The organism is Pseudoalteromonas sp. PAB 2.2, from assembly GCF_001938575.1.
GTDB lineage: Bacteria > Pseudomonadota > Gammaproteobacteria > Enterobacterales > Alteromonadaceae > Pseudoalteromonas > Pseudoalteromonas lipolytica.
In genome coordinates, this window is record NZ_LYPI01000016.1 from 41,503 (window position 1) to 54,534 (window position 13,032).

The 13,032-nt window shown below is 43.3% G+C and carries 9 protein-coding genes; 6 read left to right on the forward strand and 3 right to left on the reverse strand.

Annotation, left to right across the window (positions count from 1 at the left end):
• Positions 1-7 precede the first annotated feature (7 nt).
• Genes BWD47_RS14855 through BWD47_RS14865 form a run of 3 tightly spaced genes read right to left on the reverse strand, consistent with a single transcriptional unit; the run spans position 8 to position 3,275 of the window.
• A complete protein-coding gene (locus BWD47_RS14855; RefSeq protein ID WP_036973558.1) occupies positions 8-769 on the reverse strand; it encodes a 3-hydroxybutyrate dehydrogenase in 762 nt (253 codons plus the stop codon).
• Between the two features lie 4 nt (positions 770-773).
• A complete protein-coding gene (locus BWD47_RS14860; protein WP_036973560.1) occupies positions 774-1,964 on the reverse strand; it encodes a homoserine O-acetyltransferase in 1,191 nt (396 codons plus the stop codon).
• Positions 1,965-1,973: 9 nt separating this feature from the next.
• Entirely contained in the window at positions 1,974-3,275 is a 1,302-nt protein-coding gene (locus BWD47_RS14865; protein WP_075594214.1) for a GntP family permease, read from the reverse strand.
• 294 nt (positions 3,276-3,569) lie between these two features.
• Between BWD47_RS14865 and BWD47_RS14870 the strand changes: the two genes are divergently transcribed.
• The 6 genes from BWD47_RS14870 (at position 3,570) to BWD47_RS14895 (ending at position 12,968) form a co-directional block, all read left to right on the forward strand.
• Positions 3,570-5,861, forward strand: a complete 2,292-nt coding sequence (locus BWD47_RS14870) for a TonB-dependent receptor (RefSeq protein WP_036973565.1) — start codon at positions 3,570-3,572, stop codon at positions 5,859-5,861.
• A gap of 100 nt (positions 5,862-5,961) precedes the next feature.
• Positions 5,962-6,624 carry a response regulator transcription factor gene (locus tag BWD47_RS14875; RefSeq protein ID WP_036973567.1) on the forward strand — a complete coding sequence of 221 codons (663 nt, stop codon included), beginning with the start codon at positions 5,962-5,964 and terminating at the stop codon, positions 6,622-6,624.
• A 216-nt stretch (positions 6,625-6,840) separates the two neighbouring features.
• On the forward strand, positions 6,841-8,325 hold the full coding sequence (locus tag BWD47_RS14880) for a serine hydrolase domain-containing protein (protein WP_256719385.1): 1,485 nt from the start codon (positions 6,841-6,843) through the stop codon (positions 8,323-8,325).
• Between the two features lie 161 nt (positions 8,326-8,486).
• A complete protein-coding gene (locus BWD47_RS14885; RefSeq protein ID WP_036973572.1) occupies positions 8,487-9,764 on the forward strand; it encodes an HlyD family secretion protein in 1,278 nt (425 codons plus the stop codon).
• Positions 9,761-10,516, forward strand: a complete 756-nt coding sequence (locus BWD47_RS14890) for an ABC transporter ATP-binding protein (protein WP_036973573.1) — start codon at positions 9,761-9,763, stop codon at positions 10,514-10,516. Before BWD47_RS14885 ends, BWD47_RS14890 begins: the two co-directional genes overlap by 4 nt.
• 1 nt (position 10,517) lies before the next feature.
• Complete coding sequence (locus BWD47_RS14895; RefSeq protein ID WP_036973575.1) at positions 10,518-12,968, forward strand: ABC transporter permease; 2,451 nt, start codon at positions 10,518-10,520, stop codon at positions 12,966-12,968.
• Positions 12,969-13,032: the final 64 nt, after the last annotated feature.

Below are 13,032 nucleotides of genomic sequence, written 5' to 3' on the forward strand. Positions count from 1 at the left end.
GCTCCTCCTATTGTGCTGTCCAACCGCCATCGATGGCGATTGCTTGCGCAGTAATGTTTCTTGCTGCATCCGCCATTAAAAAGCTCACGGTATGCAGTATTTCATCTAAGCCGATAAATGCCTTTTTCGGCATAGGAGCAAGCATAATGGTGTCGATCACTTGCTGCTCAGAAATGCCATGTTCTTTCGCTTGAGACGCTATTTGCTGCTCCACCAGCGGGGTTTTCACATACGCCGGACACACCGTATTAATCGTGATGTTGGCATCACCCGTTTCGAGTGCCATGGTTTTTGCAAAGCCAATTAAGCCATGTTTTGCTGCGATATAAGCCGACTTATACTTAGAGGCGACCATGGCATGAATTGAGCCAATGTTAATGATGCGACCAAAATCTTGCTTACGCATACGCGGCAATACCGCTTTGGTCATCATTGCCGGACCAACAAGCATTACCTGTTGTAAAAACTGCCATTTATCTGCCGGAAAGTCTTCAAGCTTGGCAACATGCTGAATACCCGCATTATTAATAAGAACATCAATCGGCTGATTTAGCTCAGTAAAAAATTGCTCTATCGCAGTGCTATCTGCCACATTCAGTGCATAGCCTTCAGCGCTGCCGCCTTGCTCTACAATTCCTGCTGCTGCTTGCTGCGCCGCATGTTGATTTAAATCAGTGACAATAATGGTATGCCCTTGCATCGCAAGTTGCTGGGCAATATACAGGCCAATACCACTGGCAGCACCGGTAATTAAAACTGTTTTGCTCATCGGGTTACTCCTCTAAAAACTCACTGATAAGCTGCGCCTTAGGCGCAATTGAGAACAGGCCATCAAGGTGCCCCCAACCGCCTTCGATTTCAGAAAGCGTGACATCTTTACCTTGCGCTTTCATGGTTTCATACACAGCGCGCATGTTTTCAGGGCGTAGCAATAAGTCGTTACTTGCAGGAAGCAGTAAGGTTTTTGCAGATACGTTTTTAAGTGCACTGGTTAAATCACTTTGCATACCCGCCGTAAATAATTGTGATGCCCGGACCAAATACAATACATGGTTCGCATCTTGAGTTTGCGCACGCGCCATTGCACGCTGTGCAAGCACTTGGTTTAATTTAGGCAAAGTGCGAATGTCTTTTAACGCCCCGTCATCTAGAACGTTAAAATCTGGGAAACTGGCATTGTAAATAATCGGGTGCATTGCATCTTGAGTGATATTGAGCATGGTTGCAGCAAGCCCCTCTAACGGGCGCTCTTTGCCATAGTAATTACCTTGTTGCCAATTTTTATCAAGGCGAATTGGTAAAGCCCATTTTTCAAGTGCTGCGACAGTCCATGCGTCCATCGTTGCCGCACCAATGACATGAATTAAACGCTCTACTTTATCGGGGTAACGTGTTGCCCATTCAAGCGCTTGAAACGAGCCCATAGATGCACCCATTACTGCATGTAATTTATTAATGCCTAGGCTGTCTAATAAACGCTTTTGCACATTAACAAAGTCAGTGATCGTCACAACAGGAAAATCCAAACCATAGGGTTTACCCGTTTTTGGGTTAATCGATGCTGGACCTGTGGTGATCACATTAGAATCGTGCCAATTCGCATTCACTAAGGTGTCTGAACTGATCACAAAATATTTATTAGTATCAATCGCCTTACCTGGGCCGATGATCGCATCCCAATACCCTGGTAATGCATCATCTGCTTTATATTTACCCGCAGCATGTGAGGTACCCGAAAAATAATGGGTAATTAAAATCACATTATCTTTGTTGGCATTTAATTTACCGTAACTTTCCCAACCAATATCGACTTTAGGTAAAGTCACGCCAGAGACAGTGGTAAAGTCCTTTGTCGTAAAATGCTGTTTTTCTACCAGCATTGTCTGAGGTGGTGTGTTATCAGCAGCAAACGCTGTGCAACTAAATACAACCAACCATAGCAACATTATTAATTTAGTTTTCATTGCTGTTCCTTAAAATAAAATAAAGAGTCCAAGTGCCAATGCCACACCTATGAGCGGAATAACCGCTGTTAGCGCTGCCATTGACCAATAAGCGCGTTGATGCGTTTCTTTACAGATAGCGCGTATTGTCGTTACCACATAGCCATTATGCGGCAAGGTGTCGAGTGCGCCCGAGCTAATTGCCACCACACGGTGTAGTTGCTCTGGGTTCACACCCATATCTAAATACCCAGGTGCGACAAGGGGTAATGCAATGGCTTGCCCGCCAGAAGCCGAACCAGTTAAACCCGCAATGACACTCACGGCAACCGCAGCCCCTACAAGTTCATTGCCAGGCATATGCGTCATTATATCCACAGCAGCAGTAAACGCAGGTGACACCTTAGCCACCGCACCAAAACCAACAACTGCTGCGGTATTACCAATAGCGACCAATGCCCCGGTTGTGCCCACATTAATGGCATTCCCCATATCGTGAAAATGCTTAAAGTTAATAATCACAATACTTAACACCCCTCCCAGCAACGCAACGATCAATGCTGTTTGCTGTAACACATCGTGTAAAGTAAATGATAAAAGCAGTACCACAATCAAAGGGATCACACCCGTAATTGGGTGCGGGCGACGACGTTCAATTATTACCGGGTCGTCATCACGCGCTTCGAAAGTTTCGCCATTAGCCACCGCTTTTTTGATCATTTTGTTTAACCAAAAATAGCCTGCTATAGCCATGAAAATAGCCACCACTAAACTCACTTCCCATGCAGCATAAGGCGAGGTACCTAAGTGCTTCACGGGGATCCAGTTTTGGATTTCAGGTGAACCAGCCGAGGTCATGGTAAAGGTCACTGAGCCAAATGCGAGGGTCGCTGGAATAAAACGGCGCGGTAAATTGGCATCTTTAAACAAACTAAGTGCCATTGGGTAGACTGAAAACGCTACGATAAACACGCTAACGCCACCATACGTTAATACAGCACACGCAATCACCACTGCAAGCACCGCGTGCTTCATGCCTAGTTTACCCACAATATAACTTGCCACACTGTCTGCCGCACCCGTGTCTTCCATAAACTTGCCGAATAAAGATCCCAGCAAGAACATAAAGAACCACGCACTTAAGAAACCAGCAAAGCCGTCCATATAGGCATTAATAAAGTTTGAGTCAGCCGACACAGGAAAAATAGCCATGCCACTACTGAGTGCGACAAGTAGCGCACAGATTGGCGCGGCAATAAATAAATTTACCCCACGCAACGTTAAAATGATCAGCAGTATTAAACCGCCTAACAGTCCTATCATGCTCAGCATAGACATTCCTATAATTATTGTTATTAAACAGATGAGGTGACATCGGAATAATGCATTCAGTCTTACCTTAAGCGCCAAAAAAAGACATAACACTAAGGTACTATCTGCTTTAAAAATAGCTTAAAAGCTTGATAAATAAAGGCCTATAGCGGGTATAGCACTATGGTACTAATTCATTTTTCGCAACTATCTTCTACATTAACTGACAGGTGACACGGGCAAATATTATGAGTCTTAGGCAACATCATCGTGAGTGGCCACAAGACAAATGACAACAATAACAAGGAATACAACATGATAAAGCTTAACCCAAAAGTCGCGCCACTTACTCTGGCAGTCTCCCTTGCTTTAGCAGGTGTGAATGCGCAAGCAGCTGATCAAGCAGAACCTGCAGCCAAGAAAGGTGAACTTGAACGCATTCAGGTAACAGCGCGTAAAACCGTTGAAAACCTACAAGAAGTACCTGTTGCAGTGACCTCAATTGGTGCTGAAGAGCTGGCTGAAAATGGCATATCAGTGATGACCGAAGTTCAACAGTTTTCACCTAACACCACACTACAAGCAAGCCGTGGTACTAACTCAACCATTACTGCATTTATTCGTGGCGTAGGTCAGCAAGATCCACTGTGGGGCTATGAGCCTGGTGTCGGTATCTATATTGACGACGTCTATTTAGCGCGTCCACAAGGTGCGGTACTCGACCTACTAGACGTACAACAAATCGAAGTACTTCGAGGTCCACAAGGGACGCTGTATGGTAAAAATACCATTGGTGGCGCAATTAAGTATGTCACCAAAGAAATGAGCGGCGATGCCATGTTAAATGTGCAGGGCACAGTGGGTAGCTACAACCAAAAGGACCTTAAAATCACAGGTCAACTGCCTATTGTTGACGAAAAACTGTATGTGGGCTTTGGGTTTGCTACATTAAACCGTGATGGCTTTGGTGAGTTTTTAACCTCAGCACTTGATAACCAAGACCGCGAAAACTACAACAAAGATGTCACTGCAGCTCGTGTTACATTAGAATACACACCAACAGATGACTTATTCTTCCGCTTAGCGTGGGATAAAACAGAAGATAAATCGAACGCCAAAGGCGGCTACCGTTTACTACCAAGCTTACTCACGGATGCGCCGGTCCCCGACAGCGTATACGACTCATACACCAGCTTACCAACATGGAATAAAGTAGAGCTTGAGGGTTACAGCTTAACTGCACGTTGGGATATGAGCGACCGCACCAGTGTTAAATACATCGGTTCGAGCCGTGAAAGTTATTCACCAACCAATATTGACTTTGATAACACCTCACTGCCTATTTTTGACGTACCGGCTATTTACGATGACGAACAAACGACACACGAAATTCAACTAAACCATCAAGGTGATAACTACAAGTTGGTGTCAGGCCTTTACTATTACGATGGTGAGTCATGTGGTCAATTTGAGGCTATTTTAGGTGTGTTAGGTCAAAGCTTAGGCGCTGCGGGATTAACGCGTGAAGTAAGCGGCTGTAGTAATTCAAATAGTAAAGCAGCCTATATACAAGGCTCGATTGATTTGAGTGAAAAATGGTCAATGACATTAGGTGCGCGCTACACCAAAGACAGCAAAGAGGCCATTGTTAACAACGGCCTTGTATTTGACATTGTTTATCCTGAATCAGACTGGATCCCAGGTTATGTGCGCCCAGAAGGCCAGCTAGTCCCTACCGTACTTGATGATGAAGAAGAGTGGTCACGCTTTACACCTCGTGCAGGTGTTGAGTACCAATACTCAAACGACATTATGTTCTTCGCAAGTTATGCGCAAGGCTTTAAATCAGGCACATTCAACCCGCGTGCAACAACCGCAGAGCCAGCTGCACGACCAGAAATTGTTGATTCTTTCGAAATGGGTATGAAGAGCGAATGGAACAATAATTTACGTGCAAACGTCACCGTATTTACCCTTGATCATAAAGACCGCCAATATATTTCTGTACTACCGGGCGACAGTGCAGCTGATTTAAACCAACGTTTAGGTAACATTGGTGAATCTAAATCAGACGGTATTGAGCTTGAACTTAATTACGTAGCCACAGAATCACTCAGCTTTGATGCCTCAGTCGGTTATATCGACAGTAGCTTCGACAATGTTATTGATTACAATCCTGAAACAGGTGAAGCATTTGACAAGTCAGACCGCTTTAGCGTTTCAAATACGCCTGACTTAACCTTTAATTTAGGTGCAACATACCGTATGTACACTGAAATGGGTGACTTTGTCGTCAATGGTAATTACTACTACCGTGGTGATTATGCACTGTTCGAAGAAGACAGCCTATTAACGCAAGATGCTTACGGTATCTTCAACATGGGTGTGACATGGTACAGCACTGATGGTCATTGGACGGCGGGTCTTTACGGTAAAAACTTAACCGACGAAGAGTACATGATTGGGGGTTACCAATTCGTAGCACCTGATCCGAGCGACCCTACCGATACTAGCAAATACACCCCAGGTTTAGGGGGTGATAATACGCTAATCGGTTACTACGGCGACCCTCGCACTGTCGCTTTCACCGTAGGTTACCGTTTCTAAATCCTTGTGTGAGAAAGGTTTGCCTGATACTTCCCCTCAGGCAAACCTTGTTTCCAACTGTAAAATCACTTATAACATAACGCATTGGAGAATCGAGGGAATGTCTTTAGCTGTGAACACCATAATCGCCGATGATCATCCGTTATTTAGAAGTGCACTTCGTCAAGCGGCCGCAACATCTGTGCCTGAAGAACACATAAAAGAAACCAGTGATATTGATGGCTTATTTACATTATTAGCCGCTCACCCAGAAATTGAGCTGATTTTTTTAGATCTCACCATTCCTGGTGCAAATGGTCTGCAGGCCCTGTCGCAATTGCGTAATCACTACCCCGATATTTTAGTCATTATGGTCTCAGCCAATGAAACACCCGCCATTATTAAACAAGCAATGAGCCTAGGTGCAGCTGGCTATATTCCTAAGTCATCGTCTCTTGATGTGATCAGCGAAGCAATTAGTCATGTGCTAAATGGCGATACGTGGTTACCTCCTGAAGTTGATTTAACCGATGTGGTAATCAATGATGAGCAGAGTGAGTTTGCTCGTAACCTTGAAAAACTCACCCCACAACAATACCGCGTGCTGGCGATGATTGCCGATGGTTTACTCAATAAACAAATTGCTTTTGAAATGTCGATTCAAGAAACCACCATTAAACAGCATGTATCAGCCATTTTACGTAAACTCAATGTGTATAACCGTACTCAGGCAGGTATTTTATTTAATCAGCTTTCGCAGGTTGGTAAAATAGAAGACAACTAAAATAGAAGACAACGAGTACTGTACTAAACCCACATTAATAAACCACAGCAATAAACGCGACTCCCGTTTTTATTTAAAATTCCCATTAGTGGGAATTTACCTTCTGCATTAAAAACAAAAAACTATATATTTTAATAACTTAAACCTTGGCACACTCCTCGCTTATGTGTTCGTAAAAAGCATATACCGATAAAAATGAACGCTAAGGATAATCACGTGTACTCAACAAGCAAAAAGCTTAGACAAAAACTCATACTACAAACCATCACCTTTCTTACCATCACATTCAGTGCTTTTTCTGTGCATGCAGACGAACTCGACCAATGGATCGTTGAGTTAATGCAAAAAAGAAATATCCCAGGGTTGCAGCTAGCTGTCGTGCAAAATAATAAAATAACCAAAACTGCCAACTATGGCACTGCAAATATTGAAGATAATATTGCCGTTGATTCAACTACTTTATTTGCTATTAACTCAGTCACCAAAGCGTTTGTCGGCGTAGCCCTAATGCAACTGGTTGAGCAAAAGAAACTAACCCTTGATGCGCCTATTTCCACTTACCTACCAGACCTCCCTAAACAGTGGCACCCAATCACAACAAGGCAACTAATGAGCCACACGTCTGGTTTACCTGAGATTTTAAAAGATGGCATTGGTAATTTAATCTCCGATCAAGGCCCTGATCACGCGTGGCAACGAGTACAAACTATGCCATTAGAATTTAATACAGGTACTCGTTTTAAATATAACCAAACAAATTACGTTATTGTCGGTCAGCTTATTAACAAACTCTCAGGCATGCCTTTTCAGGAATTTATTCAAAAAAACCAGTTACAACAGGCCGAAATGAACAGAACAATTGAAGCAGGCTTTAACAACCTCAATAACGTCGTAAAACACTCAGCGAGACGATACGAAAACCAAGGCAATGACCTTTTAAACTCTAGAGAAGCGATTTTTTCTCCTCTATTGCAAACAGCCGCGGGCATGGCTTCTACAGCAACTGAGCTGGCACATTGGCTAATTGCATTACAAACAAATCAATTAATGGGGGCTGATAGTGTGCGCAAAATGTGGACCCCTACTCGTTTATTAAATGGCAATACGCAAGGGTTTAACCAACGTTTAAATGGCTATAGCCTCGGCTGGCCTGTAATGGCGAGAGAAGAACACCCTGCGATAGCTGCTGTAGGTGGCGATAGAGCAGGTGTGTTTGTTTACCCTGAAGATAATATGTCAATCGTCATTTTAACCAACTTAATTGGCGCACTTCCCTCGCAGTTTGTTGATGAAATTGCCGGTTTTTATATCCCTGAAATGAAACGTGAGAATGGCTTTGGTTTAAGCAAAAATCTTAAAAAACTATGGCAAGTACTTGAAGTTCAAGGCTATGAAAATGCAATTGAAGCAGCACACATATTGAGCCAAAAAGAGCACATCCAATTTGATGAAAAAAAAATTAACCAGTGGGGCTATTCACTTATCAATCAAGATAAGCTCAATGAAGCATTAGCCATTTTTAAACTCAACACACACCTTTTCCCAAATAGCTACAATACCTTTGATAGCTTGGCAGAAGCTTACTGGTATTTGGGTTACCACAAACACGCAATCGCCAACTATAATCATGTGCTTACGCTACAACCTGATAACGCGCATGCGAAAAAGCAACTGGCTAAGCTTGCAAAATTAAATCAATAAACGCCGTTTTTATACGCTGTCCCACTTTTGATTTATTAATCCCGGAAGTGGGAATTTCCGCATTCACAAAAACATAAAAATCCATATAATTCATAAACTTAAATATTGGCATGTTCCTCGCTATTGTATTTATTAATTAAAAACACAATGAAACATAGCCAATGGATTTAGATAGCACCTTAAAACCTAGCAATAAGCCAAGTCAGCGTAAAAAGTTGATCATTGGCGTCTTAATTATAAGCACGTTGCTTGTAATGTGGTTGGTCAAATCATGGCTCGCCCCCACGACGCTCTTGGCCAAGCAACTGCAAATCGCCACCGTTAAAAAAGCCGATTTTATAGTGAAGATACGCGGTTTTGGTCGTTTAAAACCCAAATTCCAACGCTATTTAACCAATACCGATACTGCCATGGTCGAGGCTATCCATGTTTACCCTGGCACCTTAGTGACTAAAGACACGGTTATACTCAGCTTAATAAACCCGCAACAAGCACAACGTTTATCGGTTGCACGATTAGAACTCGCCCGCCAAAAAGCCAGTGTCAATGAGCAACAAATTAACCAGCAAAGTGAACTACTTGAACGCCAAGCTAACCTCGCGATTTTAAAAAGTGAATTACAAAGTGCAGAGCTTAGAGCCGATGCCGAAAGCAAATTAGTTGAGCAAGGTATTGTTTCAAGCTTAGATTACAAACGCAGTTTACTCAGTGTCGCACAACTAACCGAACGCGTTAACATCGAAAAGCAACGCCTTATGCAACTAAAAGAAATGCACCTACAGCGCGATAAAATTCAGCAAGAGTTATTAAGCCAATTTGAGCTGAATTATCAGGTAGAACAACACGCATTTGATGAACTGCAAATCAAAGCTGGTATCGATGGCATGCTGCAAGAGCTCAATGTAGAACTTGGACAAAACCTCATGCCGGGCACCCGCCTTGCTGTTGTGGGTTCAAATAAAGCACTCAAAGCTGAGCTCAGTGTACAGCAAGCCGATGCAGAAAAAGTGGCACTTAATATGACAGCTAAAGTAAACACCTTTAGCCAAGCGGGTCAGGGAGAAGTAAGCGCTAAAGTGACCCGAATTGACCCTATCGTGACCGACGGTCGCGTGATCATAGAACTTGATTTAGAAGGGACGCTGCCTGCCAATGCTCGACCCGACTTAAGCATCGAAGGCTATGTAGTGAGTAATATCATCCCCGATGCATTAACCATTAATGTACCGCAAAGAGCAACGGCGCACAGCCATGCCACTCTTTTTAAACTCAATCCAAGTACTCAGTTAGCAGCGCCAATTAATATCGAATTTGGTACACTCAGTGACAACCAAATTCAACTTTTGAGCGGCGCCACTGAGGGCGAACAGCTGATCATTTCAGATCTTTCTAAATGGCAGCATTTGGCAACAATAAAAATCGAACAGGACAGTTTATGAAAACCAATACGCTTATCTCATTAAACAATATCGCCAAAGTCTATCGCGGCCAAAATGTTGAAACCTATGCATTAAAAAACATCAGTCTGAACATTAATCAAGGTGACTATATTTGCATTAGCGGCCCCTCTGGCTGTGGTAAATCAACGCTGCTTTCACTACTGGGCTTGCTTGATAGCCCTACAGGTGGCGACTATTTCATTAAAGATGTCGACACTAAAACCCTCGATATGGATAAACAAGCAGAGTTGAGAAATCTACATATTGGCTTTATTTTTCAGTCGTTTAATTTAATTGATGAACTATCTGTATTCGATAACGTTGCACTACCTCTCACCTATAGAGAGCCCGCAATGAGCCAAAACGACATTGAAGCGGCAGTAAAGCAAGCACTCGATGAAGTAGAAATGGGCCACCGTGCTCAGCATAAACCCAATCAATTATCGGGTGGTCAACAGCAGCGCATTGCTATCGCCCGTGCGCTGGCTGGTAAACCCAGCATTCTATTAGTGGATGAGCCAACGGGTAACTTAGACTCAAAAAATGGTGATGCGGTTATGGACTTGCTCGATGAGCTAAATAAAAAAGGCACCACGATTTGCATGGTTACCCACGACTTACGTTACGCAGGACGTGCCAAAACCCAGCTAAAACTACTCGATGGCGAAATTATTTCCTACTCAGAGGCGCGTCAAGCCTCAGATCACTTAGCAGCCACTGAACACAATGAAGAAAGTGCAGAGGTGATCTAACATGAAACTAACCAAAATACGCACTCAATTGAGTTTAGCGTGGGCATCTCTAATGAATGCTCCCGGCTTTGTAACGGCGGTTATCGCAACATTGGCACTCACCCTCGCCACCTTGTTTGTGGTACTCAGTTTAGTAAACAGCTACTTTTTAAAGCCACTAGATGTCTACGATGAAAATCGCATGGTGGTCGTTGAACAATCCCTTACTTATGATGACTACGACGCCACCGGCTTTCAAAGCTATCAGTCGATGGTGCATTGGCTCAAGCATAATCAAAGCTTCGAGCAAAGTATGATGATCAATGCTGGCGAGGAAATCTTTGCCAACCTCGATGGCCAACCAAAAGAACCGGTACTTTATGTGGGCGGCAATTATTTTGACTTGTTGCACACCCCATTCATACTAGGGCAAGGTTTTGACCTTGGCGAAACACTAGAAACACCCGACGATCGCGTAGTGATTTCAGCCAACTTTTGGCGCAAGCATTACAGCAGCGATCCGAATATTATTGGTAAGACACTCTCAGTAATGGCCGGTAAAACCGATTATGTTCACCGTATCGTGGGGGTTGTTGATGATTCATTTAGCCCACCTTATATGTTTAAAGCAAGTGATGTTGAAGTGTGGTTTCCATCAAGCGCCGACCGTCGTTTTTTTCACAATGAAGACTGGCAAAGCCCGTGGACAAACACCTTTAAAAACTTAAAGCTAATTGCCGTTTTAAAACCCGGCGTAACAATTGAGCAAGTTAAAGTCGACTTAAAACAACAAATTGACACCATAAAATCAGAATGGCTCAACAATGGCGGCATTACCGATGTAAAACCCGAAGTAACCGCCTATCGCGACGTTGAATTAGGCAAAAATGATGACTTAAGCTTAATGATGCTTGCAGGAGCCGTGGGCTTATTAATCATTGCGGTGCTGAACGTCAGTACTTTATTTTTCTCGCGTGCGCTGGCGCAACATAAAACCCTCGCTTTGCAAGCAGTGCTCGGTGCTAAACGAAAAACCTTGTTTAATAGCATATTCTTACAGTCACTGATTCTAATGACTTTGTCGGTCAGTATTGCACTGTTTTTAGCAGTCTGGGGCATTCGCTTATTTAAAGTATTGGCCGAAGGGCGTTTACCCTTGGTTAATAGCCTTGCTGTTGATAGTACACTGGTGATCGTTGCAGTGCTTTTATGTATTGCACTTGCCACTATTTTCTCACTGATAACAGCGCGTTTAGTGAATTACAAAACCCTAAACACGCAAATGCAGAACAGTGGTAAAGGCGGGGTATCACAAGTATCTGGCCGTACGGTACGCATTTTAATTGGCTCACAAATGTTTGTTGCCGCTCTACTCGTTAGCTTTTCGGTAATGGTTGTAAGCAAAGCCCTCGGTACGATTAACCGCCCTTTAGGCAGTGACACTGAGAACCTCTATTTTGCCAACCTGTTCCAGCCAAATAATCAAATGTCATTGGCTGAGCGCTACGAACACATGCTGCAATACAAGCAAGTTTTACTTAATAGCGAAGGCATTGAAGATGTGGCTCTCGGTCACAGCCCGGTGTCGCCAAGACAAAACGCCAATACCCTGACTGATGTTAATGGTAAAAGCTCAATTTTCTTCCCAAGTCAGTGGGTGGGGCCTGATTACTTTGCTTTAGTTAACACGCAAATTCTTGCGGGGCGCACTTTTACTGAGCAAGCAATACGCGGTGAAACCAACGAGATACTGGTGTCACAAAGCGTGGCAGAAAACTTATTACCCGATCAAGATTATCGCAATATTATTGGTAAATCTTATCAAGGCCTGGAAGAAAAAATGTTTGAAGTGGTCGGCGTAACCGAAGACTTTAATCACCCAAAATACTACGACGAGTCGTTTGGCCGTCATATTTGGTGGCCGGCCCAGCCGTATAGCTATATGTTCACAATTAAAGCCTCTGAAGGCGTCAAGCTGACCAATAAACAAATACTTAATACACTAAAAGAAAAGAACAGCGACTTAACCATGTGGCAGTTTAATGACTTACAACACGAGTATGACAATTTACTGTATATGAGCCGACTAACTGTGGTTCTGTGTAGTACCTTAGCGCTATTTACTCTATTATTAGCGGCAATCGGTATTTTTGGGGTACTGAGCTACAACCTTGGTCTGCGCCGTTATGAATTCGGTATACGCATGGCTTTAGGTGCTAAAAAAGCACGTTTATTCAAACTGATGAGTGTTGAAGCGATTATCCCTGTTTTAATTGGTTTTAGTGTCGCGTTGGCTGCTGTGATTGCTGGTTTTTACTTATTACAAGGGCAGCTAATGTCTTGGCTGGTACTTGATGTAAGGCTGCAATTACTCGCTTGGAGCATTACCTTATGTATTGCCCTATTCGCTTGCTTTAGGCCTTTGGTTTTACTGCTTAAAGCAAAACCTATGGCTGCACTGCGTAACGATTAACAGCACAAAACGGTGGCTTAAGTGCTAACTTAAGCCACATCAACAGGACAAAAAGAAAAACATC